The sequence below is a fragment of the Nitratireductor sp. WH36-1 genome, from assembly GCF_058725515.1.
The window spans coordinates 3,708,619-3,727,829 of record NZ_CM178970.1; the positions used below are offsets into that span (position 1 = coordinate 3,708,619).

General features: G+C 63.1%; 6 protein-coding genes. 1 reads left to right on the plus strand and 5 read right to left on the minus strand.

What is annotated here, in order from left to right; translation table 11 throughout:
• Window positions 1–3 precede the first annotated feature (3 nt).
• The 5 genes from AC4PTT_RS17765 to AC4PTT_RS17785 all read right to left on the minus strand — a co-directional run bounded on the left by AC4PTT_RS17765 (window position 4) and on the right by AC4PTT_RS17785 (window position 17,870).
• Window positions 4–2,367, minus strand: coding sequence for a xanthine dehydrogenase family protein molybdopterin-binding subunit (locus AC4PTT_RS17765; protein WP_206546890.1), 2,364 nt, complete (start codon window positions 2,365–2,367; stop codon window positions 4–6).
• A 12-nt stretch (window positions 2,368–2,379) separates the two neighbouring features.
• On the minus strand, window positions 2,380–2,859 hold the full coding sequence (locus AC4PTT_RS17770; protein WP_113154102.1) for a (2Fe-2S)-binding protein: 480 nt from the start codon (window positions 2,857–2,859) through the stop codon (window positions 2,380–2,382).
• Between the two features lie 515 nt (window positions 2,860–3,374).
• Complete coding sequence (locus AC4PTT_RS17775) at window positions 3,375–4,457, minus strand: ABC transporter substrate-binding protein (protein ID WP_206554278.1); 1,083 nt, start codon at window positions 4,455–4,457, stop codon at window positions 3,375–3,377.
• A 178-nt stretch (window positions 4,458–4,635) separates the two neighbouring features.
• Complete coding sequence (locus tag AC4PTT_RS17780) at window positions 4,636–4,992, minus strand: hypothetical protein (RefSeq protein ID WP_113152804.1); 357 nt, start codon at window positions 4,990–4,992, stop codon at window positions 4,636–4,638.
• Between the two features lie 122 nt (window positions 4,993–5,114).
• A complete protein-coding gene (locus tag AC4PTT_RS17785) occupies window positions 5,115–17,870 on the minus strand; it encodes a DUF5801 repeats-in-toxin domain-containing protein (RefSeq protein WP_492161778.1) in 12,756 nt (4,251 codons plus the stop codon).
• A gap of 357 nt (window positions 17,871–18,227) precedes the next feature.
• Between AC4PTT_RS17785 and AC4PTT_RS17790 the strand changes: the two genes are divergently transcribed.
• Window positions 18,228–19,211, plus strand: coding sequence for a transglutaminase-like cysteine peptidase (locus tag AC4PTT_RS17790; RefSeq protein WP_492161779.1), 984 nt, complete (start codon window positions 18,228–18,230; stop codon window positions 19,209–19,211).

Sequence of the window (19,211 nt, forward strand, 5' to 3'; positions counted from 1 at the left end):
TCCCTATTCTGCAGCGATCTTGGTTGAGGCAGCCTGCAACGCCGCCCACACGCGCGGCGGCGTGGCCGGCATCTGGAGATCGTTGTTGCCGATTGCATCGGTGATGGCGTTGATGACCGCCGGCGGCGTGCCGATGGCCCCGGCCTCGCCGCAGCCCTTCATGCCGAGCGGGTTGGACGGGCTCTTGGTGGAATGATGGTGGATGACGAAGCTCGGCACATTGTCGGCGCGCGGCATGGTGTAGTCCATGTAGCTGGCCGAAAGGAGCTGGCCTTCTTCGTCGTAGACCACGGTTTCAAGCATGGCCTGGCCAACGCCCTGGGCGATGCCGCCATGCACCTGGCCTTCCACGATCATCGGGTTGATGATGGTGCCGAAATCATCGGACGCGACGAACTGGATGATTTTCGTCTCGCCGGTTTCCGGGTCGACTTCCACCTCGCAGACATAGGTTCCTGCCGGGAAAGTAAAGTTTTCCGGATCGTAGAACGCGCCCTCCTTGAGCCCCGGCTCCATGCCGGCGGGCAGATTGTGCGCCGTGTAGGCGGCAAGGCCAACCTCGTGCCAGGCCATGGCGCGGTCCGTGCCGGCGACCTTCACCTCGCCATTCTCAACGACCAGATCGTCTTCGGAAACTTCCAGCACATGGGCGGCGATCTTCTTGACCTTGGCCTCGACCTTGTCGAGCGCCTTGACGATGGCCGAAAGGCCAACCGGACCGGACCGCGAACCATAGGTGCCCATGCCGAACTGCACCTTGTCGGTGTCGCCATGAACGATCTGGATGTTCTCGATGGGCAGGCCGAAACGCTCGGCCACCACCTGGGCAAAAGTGGTCTCATGTCCCTGCCCGTGGCTGTGGCTGCCGGTGAGAACCTCGATCGTGCCCACGGGATTGACCCGCACTTCCGCACTTTCCCAAAGGCCGACGCCCGCACCCAGCGAGCCGACGGCTGCCGAAGGGGCAATGCCGCAGGCCTCGATATAGGAGGCGAGCCCGATGCCGCGCAGCTTTCCGCGCTTGGCCGCTTCTTCGCGACGGGCGGGGAAGCCCTTGTAATCCGCGGCCTCCAGCGCCTGATCGAGATTGGCGGCGAAGTCGCCCGCATCATAGGTCATGATGACGGGCGTCTGGTGCGGGAACGCCTTGATGAAATTGGCGCGCCGCAGCTCTGACGGATCGACGCCCAGCTCCCGCGCCGCCGTTTCCATGATCCGCTCCACGAGGAAGCACGCCTCCGGGCGGCCAGCGCCGCGATAGGCATCCACCGGCGCGGTGTTGGTGTAGACCGTGCGCACATTGCAGTAGATGTTGGCGATGTCGTACTGGCCCGAAAGCAGCGTCGCGTAGAGATAGGTCGGCACCGCCGAGGAGAACAGCGACATGTAAGCGCCGAGATTGGCGACCGTATCGACCTTGAGGCCGACAATGCGGTTGTTCTCGTCAAAGCCGATGCGCGCGGTGGAGACATGGTCGCGGCCATGCGCATCCGTCAGGAACGCCTCGGAACGGCTCGATGTCCATTTGACCGAGCGCTTCGTCTTCATGGACGCCCAGAGGCAGGCGATCTCTTCGGGATAGATGTAGATCTTGGAGCCGAAGCCGCCGCCCACATCCGGCGCGATGACCCGGAGCTTGTGCTCCGGCGCAACCTGATAGAAGGCCGACAGCACCAGCCGCGCCACATGCGGGTTCTGGCTGGTGGTGTAAAGCGTGTAGTGATCCTCCGCCTCGTCATAGGTGGCGATGGCCGAGCGCGGTTCCATCGGATTGGGCGACAGGCGGTTGTTGACGATCTCAAGCTCGGTAACGTGGGCTGCGCCCGAAAGCGCCTTGTCGACCGCTGCCTCCTCGCCGATGCCCCAGTCGAAGATCAAATTGCCGGGCGCATTCTCATGCACCTGCGGCGCGCCGTCCTTCAGCGCGTCGACCGCGTGGACGACTGCCGGCAGCTCCTCGTAATCAACGACCACCGCTTCCGCCGCCGCACGGGCGGCCGCCTGCGTTTCGGCCACCACGAGGACAACCGCATCGCCCACATAGCGCACCTTGTCGGTGGCGAGCGCCGACCAGGCGCCCATGTTCATGGGGCTGCCATCCTTGGAATTGACGGCCCAGCCGCAGATGAGATTGCCGATGCCATCACCGGTGAGCTGCTTGCCGTTGAGGACCGCGATCACGCCGTCCATCTTCTCCGCCTCGGCACTGTCGATGCCGGTGACCTTCGCGTGGGCGTGGGGGCTGCGCACGAAGGCTGCATAGGCCTGCCGCTCATTGCGGATATCGTCGGTGTAACGGCCCTTGCCGGTGATGAAGCGCTTGTCTTCCTTGCGCAGGACGCGCGCGCCAATGCCTTGTTCCGTCATGTCTATCCTCCCTCAGCCTGCGGCCATCTTCGCCGCGCCATCCTGAATGGCCCGAACGATGTTGTGATAGCCGGTGCAGCGGCAGATATTGCCTTCCAGCTCGTGGCGGATCGCCTCTTCGGTCAGTTCCTTGCCGGCGGCCTGATAGCGGGCAACCATGTCGGTTGCCGACATGATCATGCCGGGCGTGCAGAAGCCGCACTGCAGACCGTGATTTTCCTTGAAAGCCGCCTGCATGGGATGAAGCTCGCCATTGGCCAGCCCCTCGATTGTGGTGACCTCGGCCCCTTCGGCCGACGCAGCGAGCGTGGTGCAGCTCTTCACCGCGCGCCCGTTGACATGAACGACACAGGCCCCGCACTGGCTGGTGTCGCAGCCCACATGCGTGCCCGTGAGACGCAGATGCTCGCGCAGGAAATCCACCAAAAGCGTATTGTCCGGCACAGAGGCGCGCGCCGCCTTGCCGTTCACCGTCATCGAGACTTCGGTCATATATTCCTCCCTTGCCTTGGGCCGCGCCCGCGCCTGCGGGCCGGAATCCTAGGTTACGATCCGTCCTGCTCCTTCACATGGATCAACGAGATGGCAGGACAATCCATTGGCGCCATTGGCGCGTCCGGCAAATTGGCGTGCCCGGCGGTCTGCTTCGGCATGAAGCGCCGGGACGACACCGGAAAACCGGATGAAATGTGCTGAACGCTTCTGTGGCTGCGCCGGGCGCACAGCAAAGATGCGGCATGCATGCGCATAGCGGCTGCCCTCACCGTTTCATGGAAACGGGGAAACGCCCACTCATCTTGATTTGTGGCAGGTCCAGAGGGGAGATTTTCCTCCATCTTCCCTGAAACCGCGCCAGCAATGCAATTCGCCAAACGAGGCCTCCCGCGCCCGATTGTGGCCGCGCAACGCGACCGAATGCATTTTCCAGTTCACTCCCGGAAATCATTTAAGCGGCGTTTTACTCGAATGCCAAGGCCCCTTTGGTATAGGGCAAGAAAAGGCCAAGATCAGAAGCCGTTGGGCGCAGGATCATGCATTTTGAAGGCATTGCCCTCCACCCGGTAGATGGAGCAGTTGCGCTCGACCGCGCCCGATGACGAGAAGCGGAACGAGCCAAGCACGCCCCGGAAACCGGAGCGCGAGGTGAGCGTGCCGCTTGTCAGCCCGGCAGCCCCTCTGGCGCGGGCGATGCCGATGGCGAGGGCTGCGGCATCGAAACCATAGGCCGCATCCCGCGACATGGCCCTGCCGAATTCGGTGCGGAAGCGCTCGGTAATCTCGCCGACGGCCAGCTGGTCGACACGGCACATGAGAACGCCTGCGCCTGCGGGACCGGGCGGAAAGTCGGGCGTGGCGAGGATGAGCGCGCTGGCCGGCAATGCGCCGGTGGCGCGAAGCCCCGCCAGCGTGGCTGCCGGCGAACGCAGACCGGGGGCAAGAACGATGGCCTGCGCCCCCTGAAGCTGCGCGGCTCTGGATGCAAGCTCGCTCGTGGAGTTTGCCGAGACCGGAATGTCTGCGATGACCGTGCCGCCTTTGGCAGAAATACCGGAACGCAGGCGCGCAAGACTGGCCTGATCTGCATCAGCAGCATGAACGATCACGATCTTCTTGCGGCCCGCGCCAATGGCGTAGGCCGCAGCCTCGATGCTGCTGTCGACCGCATCCGACAGGAAGGCGAAGACGCCGTTCTTGCGCTGAGCGCCATTGGTGACGAACGCCACCACAGGCGGATTGCCGCCCGATGGAACGGCGTTCAGAAGACCGGCCTGCGCCGGGCCGATGATGATCTTCGCGCCGCGTTCGACGAGCGCATCAACCGCAGTTTTCGTGCCTGAGGCATTGGCTTGCGCGTTGTAGATGGCGAGCGTGACCGCATCTCCGCCAAGCTGCTGCGCGGCGAGCTTCGCGCCATCGCGGTAATCGCGTTCGGAGGCGCGCGCGGCGCCTGCAAGCCCGGTGACCATGCCGATTGTCACGGGCCCGGAGCCAACGGTCTCGAGCCCGGCTGCGGAGGATGCAACCTTGCTGTCTTCGACATTGAGCGTGTCTTCGACGCCGGATGACTGGCAGGCGGCGAGAGCCAGCATGGCGCAGACCGCAAGAGGCCGCGTCAGACGCGCGAGCGAAAACGCGCGATCACCAGAGCGCTTTTGAGCAATTCCGGACGGAAAACCGGTTTCCACTTGTCCTGAAATTGCTTCAGGGCGCAGCAACGGCTCGGAAGACACTCTCATCGGGACACCAGGCACCCGGATCTACGGCAGATCAATACATGTACCGAACCATGCGCGAGTGGAAACACTCGCACTTGTTCAGATAGTCCTCATCCCGGTAGGCGGACTGGAGATAGCCATAGGCCTTGCCGCAGGCGACCTTGGCCTCGGAGGCCCAGACGAAGGCGGGGCGACCCGAGTTGATCCATTGCGGGCTGTCGGCAACGGCGACGGCCTCATCCATGAGGCGGACGACCTCATTGGTGAGGGTGGCGTTGTTTTCGATGGTGAGAAGTTTGGCATTCCCGGCCACCGGGCAATAATCGCCGGTGGAGAGATCGGCAGATTGCGCCCCGCCGGCCAGAATGGTCCCGACAACGACAGCAAGCCCCAAAGTAAGCTTCTTCATAAGTCCCCCGTGGCGTTGCCGCCTGTGGTGTGTTGTGTTCCCTGGCCGGGAAATTACACGGTTCCCGGCGGTTTATCAAACATGCGGCCGCGCAATGGCGACCGCATGTCGTGTCATTTCACTCAGACTGTGCCCGAAGTGTCACTGCCATCATCGTCATAGAGGATCTTGATGGAGGCCGGGGTCTGCGGCACGTCGAAGGTGGCGACTGTCACCCAGTCATCACCGCCAGCGGTTCCGTCCGCATCCACCTGCAGTTCCTTGCCGTCGCCGGGGTTGAGCCGGACGAAATCACCGACATTTTCACCGGACGTGGTCGAGAGCGAAACCAGTTCGGTGAGGTCCACGACGTCCTCGGAGCTGAAGCCGATGATCTCGTCCGGGTTCATGCCTGTGAGCGCGGAAGGATCGAGCACCACCGTGTCTATGGCACCATCGGTATCGGTGAGATCGTAGGTGTTCTGCCCTTCGCCGCCGATCAGCACGTCTGCGCCGTCGCCGCCGATGAGGAGATCGTCACCTTCGCCGCCATCCAGCAGATCGGCTGCATCGCCACCGACGAGTGAATCGTCGCCGCCCATGCCGAGCAGTGTCGAACCGCTGTCATTGCCAACGAGAACTTCGTCCGCATCCGTTCCGGTGATGGTGCTGCCCGAGACGCCGGTAACGCTGACATGGGCGTCATCAGTGAAGCCACTGCCATCGGAGACCGAGTAATCGAACCCGCCGCTGGTGAAGGATGGCGTCGGCGTGTACTCGACGCTGACATTGTCGAAGTAGACATCGGCGAATTCGCCGCTTGCCGTCTTCTGAGTCAGCAGGCCGCCCAGCGCCAGAGTGTGATCACCGGCAGACAGATCAATGGTGGTGGTAAAGGTTTTCCAGCCGGTCACGGCGTCGCCGCCACCGCTGCCGGATGCACCCAGAAGCTCATCAACGACGCCGCCCGATCCGAATGCTTCGCCATCGACACCGGCCAGAACGCGGACATCTTCGCCCACATCCGTTTCGGCCGTCAGCATTGCGTAATAATCGAACGTGATCGTCACGGTCGCTGCCGATGCAAGGTTGAAGGCTCGCGTGAACGCGCCATTCACATTGTAACGGTCGCTCCAGCCGCCATCGCCGAGTTCGATCTTCAGCGCACCACCGCTGGCAGGTCCAGACGAGGTTTGGAAGCCATGGGCTTCCGAACCCGTGCCCGGATAATAGGCGTCACGGTAGACGAATGAGCCTTCACCGCTGCTGAAGTCCTCATCCACGAACTCCACCGGCGTGCTGGACGGCGTGAAGGTGACATCACCGGCCAGGCTTACACCGCCATTTTGCGGATTGCTCGCCCCGTCGACACTGAGCGGGCTCGTCGGAGCCGGAGCCGGGTCATTGTGCAGCAGCGCTGCCGTCGGGATATCGATCGCCGAGTAATCGGTGATGTTTGTCAGCACCACGTCATCCGTTGCGCCCGGAGGCGGCAGGATGTCGATTGTCAGCGATGCACCGCTGGTGTCGCCGTCATTGTCGACCAGAACATAGTCGAAGCTCTCGGTGCCGGGCGTTGTGTCACCATCGGCCTGATAGCTCCACGCACCGGTCTCGAAGTTGAACGAGAGTTCGCCGCCAAGCGAACCGTCCACGACAAGGCTCGACCCGCTGATGGCCGGCTGGCTGCCATCGTTGAAGATCTTATCCGGGCCTTCCTGATAGGTGTAAGTGACGCCATCCACCGTGATGGAGAGAATGCGACCATCGTCTGCGCCGAGGATGTCGTCGTCACCACCGCCCACGGCATTGTCGTTGCCGAGCAGGACATTGCCGGAGACATCCACCTGATTGGTGAGATCGAGCAATGCGGTGACCAGACCATCAAAGTTCGAAACCGACACCACCACATCGCTGCCGTCGGCCTCGTCGACATCCTGAAGCTGTTCGACATCGATGTTGTTGCCGATGCCGACCGTCTGCACGGTCACGTCATTGTTCTGGACGAAGTTGTTCCAGGCCGTCTGCGTGCTGCCGTAGAGCGAATGTCCTCCAGCGCCAATCTGCTCGTTCGGATTGCCATCGCTCAGGAAGAAGACCTGATTGTTGTGATCCGAAAGCGGCGTGTAGGCATCCATGGTTTCTTCAATGGCCGCCGTGAAGTCGGTGCCGCCATTATAGGGGCGGGAACCGCCTTCCGCCGGGTTCCAGCCATCGATCTGTGCTGCGAAGGACGCATAGTCGGTGAACGGCCCTGCAGCACTGGCGCTCGAAGAGAACGCGACCAGTTCGATCTGCACATTGCCCGAGGTTCCATCGAAGAAGGACTGACCGGCCACCTTGACCGCATCGAGCATTGCATCCAGTTCGCTGTTGCTGACACTGCCGCTGAAATCGAGAACGAAAGCGATGTTGAAGTTCTCTGTGCCGAGCGTCAGGCTTGCATTGTCGGCAACGGCCTCCGGTGCATCGTCGAGCACATTGACCTTCAGCGTATCGACGGCCGAATAGTCGCCATCATTGTCCTTTGCACGAACATTGAAACGTTCCGCCACACCTTCGGGCGTGCCCTTGCCGGGCCGCACATTGTGGTCGAGCGAGTTCTGGTTGAGCTGATAGGAGCTGGAGTAACCGCCACTGCCATTCGCCGTGACCGTCAGCAGGCCGAACTTGCCCTGCACCGTGCCGCCGCCCGTGACATCGACCCAGTTGCCATTGGCGTCGCTGACCTCAAACGTGTCGAGCGTGTCGCCCGATGCGAGTGCAATGCTGATAGTACCCGTATCCACCGTGCTCGCCGTGCCCTCTTCAGAGCCGCCTGCAAGACCGGCCTCGTTGACCTCGGCGGTGAACGCGCTGATCGTGGGGGCTGCGTCGGGCTGCAGCGTGAGGTCGATCTCGGCAGGAGCCGTATCGCCATCTCCATCAACGATCTCGATGGGCAGAGTGAAGTCCACCGGATCCGTGCTCACCACGGAGGTGCCGAACCCGGTCATGGCGAAGTCGTCACCCGAGATGTAGAGCACTTCGAGGCTGTTATAGCCATCCGCCGTGAAGCTGGTGATCGTGACCTGCGTGTCCAGCACGCCCGTGACCTGCGCCACGCGGGCGCCGCCCACCATGACGAAATCGACGGTGTAGCTGCGGTCGGCAAGACCACCCGGGCTGCCAACAGTGACCGTGGTCGGGTAAGTGTCCAGCGGATCATAGGTGATGACCTGGTTTTCACCGTCATAGGCGATCACGATGCTCGTGATATCGTCGCCGGTTCCGTCTCCAACCGTGGTGTTGCCGTCCGGGTCATCGAAAGCGCTCAGTTGGATGGTGGTGTCTGTCGAGCCATCTCCGAAGGTAACGGCTGCGCCATTCACCGTGTAGTGGCCATCGAACAGATGATCCTGCTGGGCGGGATTGCCCTGATAATCCGCCGGCGAGCCGGCTGGGTCGCCCGTGAGATCCTGAACAAAGTCCAGACGGATGCCTTCACCGGCGCCGATGTTCTGGCCACCGGAACCGCCGCCGACACCCGCCGAAGCGGCATTGCCGTTGATTGAGGAGCCGCTAGCGCCGATCGGCGTCAACAGCAGGTCACGGGAATTGTCGTCCACCGGCGAGCCGCCAGGCGAATTCCCGTCCTGTCCATTGGGCACGAAACCGGCCCAAGGATCGTTGCCGCCGACGAAATCATAGATGCCCGGATCGAAGTCGACCTGGGTGAAGGCATCGACCGGACGATCCATATCCACCGTGTAGGTGCCGTCTGCAGGATCAAGCGTGACCGTGAAGACCGTCGTGCCCCCTGCCCCGCCGACCTTGGCGGTCAGAACCGTTCCGCCGGCAGACAGGTGGTAGGTGACCGGCTGGCCGCCTGAAGTGAGGCCGCTGTCCTGCCCGTCCGTCACGGTAAAGCGCACCGTACCTGCGCCATCGGCGCCGTAATTGTCGGTGACCATGCCATCGACGTCCAGATCGAACTCCTGCGGTGCGCCCGCGGAATTGCTGAGAACGGCATCCTCTGGAACGATAACGGTCGGACCGTCATCCTCAAAGGTGATGCCAAGCGCATTGGCGCTGGTGGCAGACGCGGTGTCGCCATCGCCATCCGTCACCGTCTGGACGACAGAGATCGCCGCAGCGCCAGACAACGCAAGCGCGTCGTCATGGGCTGCGCCCGAACCACCGTCAGTCGTGTGTTCCAGCGTCTCGTGCTGGGTCACCGTCACCGCGCCGGTCGCGCCGTCGATGCTGATGGTGAAGGCCGGCGTGCCGCCGGCGCCGCCCGCGACGCCCTGGTACTCGGTGTCGGACACTTTCACCAGAATGATCTCGTCGCCCGGAAGGCTCTCACCCGTCAGCCAAAGGCCCGTCTGTGCGCCATCGGTCGCCGACAGCGTGTAGGCAACGGAGCCCATGCCATCTGCGCCATAGGCGGGGGCAGCGAACAGACTTTGAATGTCTGCACCCGGGATGGTGCCGGGATTGACGCCATCCGCGCCCGAGCCCGTGCCATCGGATTCGTCCAGAAGGACAGACGCCGTCATACCCGCTACGGCACCGACTGCAGGTCCGTCATCCTCGATCACGAACACCCCGGCCGACAGATCGAGATCCGCCGTCACGCTGTCGCCGTCCTGATCCGTCACCGTCTGCTGCACAACAAGCGTACCCGCTGCAAGCGACAGCACCTCGGCGTCATCCGCATCGCCGGCGTCGCCATGCCAGATGTTGTTCAGCTGCGTGAACGTCACCGTGCCCGTGTCATCAACCGCGATCGTGAAGTAATCCACGCCATCGGCCGAGCCGGTGATCGTCTGGCCGTCCGCGCTCAGGCTGAGCGTGATCTCCGTGCCCTGCGTGAACGTGCCATCGACGCTGTTCAGCGCATGAAGGCCGGAGGCTGTGCCATCGACTGTGGCCGCAAAGCCATAGGTGGTCGTGCCGGCACCATCCGTCCCGTAGTTCACCGCGGCGAAGTTGCCGGCAAGCGCAAGCGTCTGGATTGCAACGCCATCGCCAGCACCTGGAAGCGGGCTCTCATCCAGCGTCAGGGCGCCGGCCGCAACAGCCGTCACTTCGCCAAGAACAGGACCATCATCCTCGATCACGAACACCCCGGCCGACAGATCGAGATCCGCCGTCACGCTGTCGCCGTCCTGATCCGTCACCGTCTGCTGCACAACAAGCGTACCCGCTGCAAGCGACAGCACCTCGGCGTCATCCGCATCGCCGGCGTCGCCATGCCAGATGTTGTTCAGCTGCGTGAACGTCACCGTGCCCGTGTCATCAACCGCGATCGTGAAGTAATCCACGCCATCGGCCGAGCCGGTGATCGTCTGGCCGTCCGCGCTCAGGCTGAGCGTGATCTCCGTGCCCTGCGTGAACGTGCCATCGACGCTGTTCAGCGCATGAAGGCCGGAGGCTGTGCCATCGACTGTAGCCGCAAAGCCATAGGTGGTCGTGCCGGCACCATCCGTCCCGTAGTTCACCGCGGCGAAGTTGCCGGCAAGCGCAAGCGTCTGGATTGCAACGCCATCGCCAGCACCTGGAAGCGGGCTCTCATCCAGCGTCAGGGCGCCGGCCGCAACAGCCGTCACTTCGCCAAGAACAGGACCATCATCCTCGATCACGAACACCCCGGCCGACAGATCGAGATCCGCCGTCACGCTGTCGCCGTCCTGATCCGTCACCGTCTGCTGCACAACAAGCGTGCCCGCTGCAAGCGACAGCACCTCAGCGTCATCCGCATCGCCGGCGTCGCCATGCCAGATGTTGTTCAGCTGCGTGAACGTCACCGTGCCCGTGTCATCAACCGCGATCGTGAAGTAATCCACGCCATCGGCCGAGCCGGTGATCGTCTGGCCGTCCGCGCTCAGGCTGAGCGTGATCTCCGTGCCCTGCGTGAACGTGCCATCGACGCTGTTCAGCGCATGAAGGCCGGAGGCTGTGCCATCGACTGTGGCCGCAAAGCCATAGGTGGTCGTGCCGGCACCATCCGTCCCGTAGTTCACCGCGGCGAAGTTGCCGGCAAGCGCAAGCGTCTGGCTTGCAACGCCATCGCCAGCACCTGGAAGCGGGCTCTCATCCAGCGTCAGGGCGCCGGCCGCAACAGCCGTCACTTCGCCAAGAACAGGACCATCATCCTCGATCACGAACACCCCGGCCGACAGATCGAGATCCGCCGTCACGCTGTCGCCGTCCTGATCCGTCACCGTCTGCTGCACAACAAGCGTACCCGCTGCAAGCGACAGCACCTCGGCGTCATCCGCATCGCCGGCGTCGCCATGCCAGATGTTGTTCAGCTGCGTGAACGTCACCGTGCCCGTGTCATCAACCGCGATCGTGAAGTAATCCACGCCATCGGCCGAGCCGGTGATCGTCTGGCCGTCCGCGCTCAGGCTGAGCGTGATCTCCGTGCCCTGCGTGAACGTGCCATCGACGCTGTTCAGCGCATGAAGGCCGGAGGCTGTGCCATCGACTGTGGCCGCAAAGCCATAGGTGGTCGTGCCGGCACCATCCGTCCCGTAGTTCACCGCGGCGAAGTTGCCGGCAAGCGCAAGCGTCTGGATTGCAACGCCATCGCCAGCACCTGGAAGCGGGCTCTCATCCAGCGTCAGGGCGCCGGCCGCAACAGCCGTCACTTCGCCAAGAACAGGACCGTCATCCTCGATCACGAACACCCCGGCCGACAGATCGAGATCCGCCGTCACGCTGTCGCCGTCCTGATCCGTCACCGTCTGCTGCACAACAAGCGTGCCCGCTGCAAGCGACAGCACCTCGGCGTCATCCGCATCGCCGGCGTCGCCATGCCAGATGTTGTTCAGCTGCGTGAACGTCACCGTGCCCGTGTCATCAACCGCGATCGTGAAGTAATCCACGCCATCGGCCGAGCCGGTGATCGTCTGGCCGTCCGCGCTCAGGCTGAGCGTGATCTCCGTGCCCTGCGTGAACGTGCCATCGACGCTGTTCAGCGCATGAAGGCCGGAGGCTGTGCCATCGACTGTGGCCGCAAAGCCATAGGTGGTCGTGCCGGCACCATCCGTCCCGTAGTTCACCGCGGCGAAGTTGCCGGCAAGCGCAAGCGTCTGGCTTGCAACGCCATCGCCAGCACCTGGAAGCGGGCTCTCATCCAGCGTCAGGGCACCGGCCGCAACAGCCGTCACTTCGCCAAGAACAGGACCATCATCCTCGATCACGAACACCCCGGCCGACAGATCGAGATCCGCCGTCACGCTGTCACCGTCCTGATCCGTCACCGTCTGCTGCACAACAAGCGTGCCCGCTGCAAGCGACAGCACCTCGGCGTCATCCGCATCGCCGGCGTCGCCATGCCAGATGTTGTTCAGCTGCGTGAACGTCACCGTGCCCGTGTCATCAACCGCGATCGTGAAGTAATCCACGCCATCGGCCGAGCCGGTGATCGTCTGGCCGTCCGCGCTCAGGCTGAGCGTGATCTCCGTGCCCTGCGTGAACGTGCCATCGACGCTGTTCAGCGCATGAAGGCCGGAGGCTGTGCCATCGACTGTGGCCGCAAAGCCATAGGTGGTCGTGCCGGCACCATCCGTCCCGTAGTTCACCGCGGCGAAGTTGCCGGCAAGCGCAAGCGTCTGGATTGCAACGCCATCGCCAGCACCTGGAAGCGGGCTCTCATCCAGCGTCAGGGCGCCGGCCGCAACAGCCGTCACTTCGCCAAGAACAGGACCATCATCCTCGATCACGAACACCCCGGCCGACAGATCGAGATCCGCCGTCACGCTGTCACCGTCCTGATCCGTCACCGTCTGCTGCACAACAAGCGTGCCCGCTGCAAGCGACAGCACCTCGGCGTCATCCGCATCGCCGGCGTCGCCATGCCAGATGTTGTTCAGCTGCGTGAACGTCACCGTGCCCGTGTCATCAACCGCGATCGTGAAGTAATCCACGCCATCGGCCGAGCCGGTGATCGTCTGGCCGTCCGCGCTCAGGCTGAGCGTGATCTCCGTGCCCTGCGTGAACGTGCCATCGACGCTGTTCAGCGCATGAAGGCCGGAGGCTGTGCCATCGACTGTGGCCGCAAAGCCATAGGTGGTCGTGCCGGCACCATCCGTCCCGTAGTTCACCGCGGCGAAGTTGCCGGCAAGCGCAAGCGTCTGGCTTGCAACGCCATCGCCAGCACCTGGAAGCGGGCTCTCATCCAGCGTCAGGGCACCGGCCGCAACAGCCGTCACTTCGCCAAGAACAGGACCATCATCCTCGATCACGAACACCCCGGCCGACAGATCGAGATCCGCCGTCACGCTGTCACCGTCCTGATCCGTCACCGTCTGCTGCACAACAAGCGTGCCCGCTGCAAGCGACAGCACCTCGGCGTCATCCGCATCGCCGGCGTCGCCATGCCAGATGTTGTTCAGCTGCGTGAACGTCACCGTGCCCGTGTCATCAACCGCGATCGTGAAGTAATCCACGCCATCGGCCGAGCCGGTGATCGTCTGGCCGTCCGCGCTCAGGCTGAGCGTGATCTCCGTGCCCTGCGTGAACGTGCCATCGACGCTGTTCAGCGCATGAAGGCCGGAGGCTGTGCCATCGACTGTGGCCGCAAAGCCATAGGTGGTCGTGCCGGCACCATCCGTCCCGTAGTTCACCGCGGCGAAGTTGCCGGCAAGCGCAAGCGTCTGGATTGCAACGCCATCGCCAGCACCTGGAAGCGGGCTCTCATCCAGCGTCAGGGCGCCGGCCGCAACAGCCGTCACTTCGCCAAGAACAGGACCATCATCCTCGATCACGAACACCCCGGCCGACAGATCGAGATCCGCCGTCACGCTGTCACCGTCCTGATCCGTCACCGTCTGCTGCACAACAAGCGTGCCCGCTGCAAGCGACAGCACCTCGGCGTCATCCGCATCGCCGGCGTCGCCATGCCAGATGTTGTTCAGCTGCGTGAACGTCACCGTGCCCGTGTCATCAACCGCGATCGTGAAGTAATCCACGCCATCGGCCGAGCCGGTGATCGTCTGGCCGTCCGCGCTCAGGCTGAGCGTGATCTCCGTGCCCTGCGTGAACGTGCCATCGACGCTGTTCAGCGCATGAAGGCCGGAGGCTGTGCCATCGACTGTGGCCGCAAAGCCATAGGTGGTCGTGCCGGCACCATCCGTCCCGTAGTTCACCGCGGCGAAGTTGCCGGCAAGCGCAAGCGTCTGGATTGCAACGCCATCGCCAGCACCTGGAAGCGGGCTCTCATCCAGCGTCAGGGCGCCGGCCGCAACAGCCGTCACTTCGCCAAGAACAGGACCGTCATCCTCGATCACGAACACCCCACCCGACAGATCGAGATCCGCCGTCACGCTGTCGCCGTCCTGATCCGTCACCGTCTGCTGCACAACAAGCGTGCCCGCTGCAAGCGACAGCACCTCGGCGTCATCCGCATCGCCGGCGTCGCCATGCCAGATGTTGTTCAGCTGCGTGAACGTCACCGTGCCCGTGTCATCAACCGCGATCGTGAAGTAATCCACGCCATCGGCCGAGCCGGTGATCGTCTGGCCGTCCGCGCTCAGGCTGAGCGTGATCTCCGTGCCCTGCGTGAACGTGCCATCGACGCTGTTCAGCGCATGAAGGCCGGAGGCTGTGCCATCGACTGTGGCCGCAAAGCCATAGGTGGTCGTGCCGGCACCATCCGTCCCGTAGTTCACCGCGGCGAAGTTGCCGGCAAGCGCAAGCGTCTGGCTTGCAACGCCATCGCCAGCACCTGGAAGCGGGCTCTCATCCAGCGTCAGGGCACCGGCCGCAACAGCCGTCACTTCGCCAAGAACAGGACCATCATCCTCGATCACGAACACCCCGGCCGACAGATCGAGATCCGCCGTCACGCTGTCACCGTCCTGATCCGTCACCGTCTGCTGCACAACAAGCGTGCCCGCTGCAAGCGACAGCACCTCAGCGTCATCCGCATCGCCGGCGTCGCCATGCCAGATGTTGTTCAGCTGCGTGAACGTCACCGTGCCCGTGTCATCAACCGCGATCGTGAAGTAATCCACGCCATCGGCCGAGCCGGTGATCGTCTGGCCGTCCGCGCTCAGGCTGAGCGTGATCTCCGTGCCCTGCGTGAACGTGCCATCGACGCTGTTCAGCGCATGAAGGCCGGAGGCTGTGCCATCGACTGTGGCCGCAAAGCCATAGGTGGTCGTGCCGGCACCATCCGTCCCGTAGTTCACCGCGGCGAAGTTGCCGGCAAGCGCAAGCGTCTGGCTTGCAACGCCATCGCCAGCACCTGGAAGCGGGCTCTCATCCAGCGTCAGGGCGCCGGCCGCAACAGCCGTCACTTCGCCAAGAACAGGACCATCATCCTCGATCACGAACACCCCGGCCGACAGATCGAGATCCGCCGTCACGCTGTCGCCGTCCTGATCCGTCACCGTCTGCTGCACAACAAGCGTACCCGCTGCAAGCGACAGCACCTCGGCGTCATCCGCATCGCCGGCGTCGCCATGCCAGATGTTGTTCAGCTGCGTGAACGTCACCGTGCCCGTGTCATCAACCGCGATCGTGAAGTAATCCACGCCATCGGCCGAGCCGGTGATCGTCTGGCCGTCCGCGCTCAGGCTGAGCGTGATCTCCGTGCCCTGCGTGAACGTGCCATCGACGCTGTTCAGCGCATGAAGGCCGGAGGCTGTGCCATCGACTGTGGCCGCAAAGCCATAGGTGGTCGTGCCGGCACCATCCGTCCCGTAGTTCACCGCGGCGAAGTTGCCGGCAAGCGCAAGCGTCTGGCTTGCAACGCCATCGCCAGCACCTGGAAGCGGGCTCTCATCCAGCGTCAGGGCACCGGCCGCAACAGCCGTCACTTCGCCAAGAACAGGACCATCATCCTCGATCACGAACACCCCGGCCGACAGATCGAGATCCGCCGTCACGCTGTCACCGTCCTGATCCGTCACCGTCTGCTGCACAACAAGCGTGCCCGCTGCAAGCGACAGCACCTCGGCGTCATCCGCATCGCCGGCGTCGCCATGCCAGATGTTGTTCAGCTGCGTGAACGTCACCGTGCCCGTGTCATCAACCGCGATCGTGAAGTAATCCACGCCATCGGCCGAGCCGGTGATCGTCTGGCCGTCCGCGCTCAGGCTGAGCGTGATCTCCGTGCCCTGCGTGAACGTGCCATCGACGCTGTTCAGCGCATGAAGGCCGGAGGCTGTGCCATCGACTGTGGCCGCAAAGCCATAGGTGGTCGTGCCGGCACCATCCGTCCCGTAGTTCACCGCGGCGAAGTTGCCGGCAAGCGCAAGCGTCTGGATTGCAACGCCATCGCCAGCACCTGGAAGCGGGCTCTCATCCAGCGTCAGGGCGCCGGCCGCAACAGCCGTCACTTCGCCAAGAACAGGACCATCATCCTGAAACTTGATCAGCGCGCCGAGTTCGGCCGTGTCGCTGGCGGTGTCGCCATCGCCATCGGTCAGAACAACGTTCAGCGAAACGAGGCCGCTGTTCATCACCTCCGGCGTCAGGCTTTCGTCGTGAGCTTCAGCGTCCGAACCGGGGTTCTGGTCGTGGAAAAGCGCACGCGACTGGGAAACGGTGATGTCGCCCGTGTTTGCATCCACGCTGATGCGGAATACCTCGTCACCGCCGGTTTCCGTGCGGCCAACGATCGCGCCGCCTTCCTCGCTCAGAACGACCGGCTCACCCGAGAGCGTGTCGGTCAGGCCGGTCGCGCCGGCGTTCAGGACCAGCGAGTAGACCTTCGACTGTTCACCATCGGCACCCGGCGTCGCCGTTTCCGTGAAAAGAGCAGAGCCGGGAACGGTGAGGTCAGCCAGAAGGCCGCCCACATCGCCGTCGTCGGCATCATTGTCCGTTTCATCAAGGACAATCTCGCTTTCTTCCGCAGGTGCGAGGTCGATCGCCGGCCCGTCATCAGTGATGGTGACGGTCAGTTCGTCGGACGCCGTGTCGCCATTGCCATCGGTGACGACGAAATCGAACGTGTCGGTGACCACATCGTCTGCGCCGGTCTGGCCGGCATTGGCGTGATCGATGGTGTTGGTGGTCAGCACATATTCGAAACTGTAAGTGCCATCGCCATTCGGCGTGACGATCAGCTCGCCATAGACACCCTGAATGCTGCCGCCATTGGTCACGTCGACGCTGACGCCGGACGCATTTGTGACGACAAGCGAGCCAAGGCCATCATCGCCCGGATCGACAAGGATATTGCCCAGCGTGCTGGTGGTGCCGCCGCCGGATCCGCTGGCAAGCGCGCTCTCATTGACCTGTCCGGGCGGCGCTCCCAGGCTCACAATGCTGAGCTCGGGGAAATCGTTTTCACGGATCGAGGGGAACAGCTCACGCCGCTCCAGCGTGCCGAACTGCAATGCAGTGGGCGGCAGCAGATCGATCACGGGGCCGGCATCGCCGATATCGCCATTGGGGGTGTTGAAGCCGCCGCCGCCGCTCTGGGACGCGGCGGACACCACGGTCAGCGCGCCATCGGGACCCGCCGCGACGTCGATGCCGTTGGCCTGAAGAGCGGCAGCAAGCGCGAGCTCGGGGATTTCCACATCGCCAATCAGGAAGGTGGGCACCTTGAGAGCGGCGTTGAGGATGGTGACGGTGGAGCCGTCGGGCTGCACGAGAACCAGATTGTTCCCGTCGAGCCTGATCTCGTCGATCGAGACCCCCTGCGGAAGGCGGACAACATTGTCGGCATCGGGCGTGATCGTTTCCGGCACATCCGGCACGGCTGCCTGAGAGGTTGGCTCCGCGACCGGCTGACCGGTCGCCGGATCGACGGGCGTCGGCTCGGCGGCAGTCTCGTTCTGCGCAAACTGGAGAGCGTTCTGCTCTGCCTGGCTCAGGCGCGTGCTGGTTGAAGACTGTTCAGCGGCAGTTGCGCGCTCGTCGGTGGTATTCGTGCGGTCATTGTTGGCCATGGGAACCCCCAGAAACAGATGTTCCCAGGAGCCAGACACGCCGTTTTAGTCGGCACAATATGAACTGAGCATCATTGATATATCATCATATTCCGAACGGGCGAAAATTTCCCGTTGGTTAATGCTTGAATATAAGCAATTATACATTTGCCTATAATTATCCCTTTTTGACAGCCTGCGCCGGCTGCTCTCGCCGGCCATTCTGCCCAGAGACCTGAATGGTAAACAGAGATGAAATAGACAAAATCCCATTTTAAATAAATTGAACAACATATCTAAGTATAAAATAATCCAAACAACTTAATCGGCATTTCATCTGCGCCTCTTATCGTCATTGCAAGATCAGGGGACGATCAAATGAAAAACTCCAGAGGCCTATACATAGGTGCAAGCCTTGCGCTTGCCATCTCGGCATCCGCCTCACTTGCCATGCAGAAAGAAGCGCAGGCGGGGGCTTATGCGCCATCGCCGGTGCAGGTTTCCTTCATCTCCAGCATGAGCGCCATGTCGGCGGCCGCGACAATGACGGCGGCGACCCGGGGGCTTGCCGAACTGAAGATGCAGTGGGAACGGGCGGCTTCGCGCGCCGCTCCCCAAAATGCGCGCTTTGCGGCAGGCGCCGGCAAAAGGCCCGCCGGAGAACGCAGGCAGGCGGGCAATGCCGCCACGGGCGTTTTCGGCTCCGTGGCCATTCCCTTTCGCGCCCTGCCATCCAGCGCCAGCTGGAAAGCCGTGTACCCATCCATAGCGCGCGCCGATTTCGCCGCCTGCACGGAGGCCGGAGACTGCGCGCCACGGGCGAAAGACCTGGCGCAGCTTGTGCGTGACGTCAAAGCAGGCCCCTTCTCGCGCAAGCTTGCGGAGATCAACCGGGCGGTCAACCGCAGGATTGCCTATGTCTCGGACCGGAACAATTATCGCCAGCTGGATCTTTGGGCAAAACCCCGGGACATTCTCCAGCGCGGCAAGGGCGATTGCGAGGACTATGCCATCCTGAAGATGGCGGCGCTCAACGCTGCGGGCATTCCGCTCGGCAGCATGTCGATCGTGGTGCTTCAGGACCAGCGGCGATCCCTGTTTCACGCCGTTCTCACGGTTTCCACGAGCCAGGGGCACTATGTGCTCGACAATCTGCACGACCGCGTGATGAAGGACACCGCCTTTGGCGACTACCTGCCGCTTTACTCGCTGAGCGCAGACCGCTCCTGGATCCACGGAAGAAAGCGCGACGGCTCCATGGTCGCAACGCTTGAAGGACTGCCCTCGGATCTTTCTCCGGGAGAAGGCTTCGACAATGCGGCGGCGCCTCAGAACCGGGTGACCGGCGTGAATGGCGGTTAG

What these genes read in the sequence shown, in the direction of transcription:
- AC4PTT_RS17765 (WP_206546890.1), bottom strand. Translation starts at nt 2,367, where the DNA reads ATGACGGAACAAGGCATTGGCGCGCGCGTCCTGCGCAAGGAAGACAAG.
- AC4PTT_RS17770 (WP_113154102.1), bottom strand. Translation starts at nt 2,859, where the DNA reads ATGACCGAAGTCTCGATGACGGTGAACGGCAAGGCGGCGCGCGCCTCT.
- AC4PTT_RS17775 (WP_206554278.1), bottom strand. Translation starts at nt 4,457, where the DNA reads ATGCTGGCTCTCGCCGCCTGCCAGTCATCCGGCGTCGAAGACACGCTC.
- AC4PTT_RS17780 (WP_113152804.1), bottom strand. Translation starts at nt 4,992, where the DNA reads ATGAAGAAGCTTACTTTGGGGCTTGCTGTCGTTGTCGGGACCATTCTG.
- AC4PTT_RS17785 (WP_492161778.1), bottom strand. Translation starts at nt 17,870, where the DNA reads ATGGCCAACAATGACCGCACGAATACCACCGACGAGCGCGCAACTGCC.
- AC4PTT_RS17790 (WP_492161779.1), top strand. Translation starts at nt 18,228, where the DNA reads ATGAAAAACTCCAGAGGCCTATACATAGGTGCAAGCCTTGCGCTTGCC.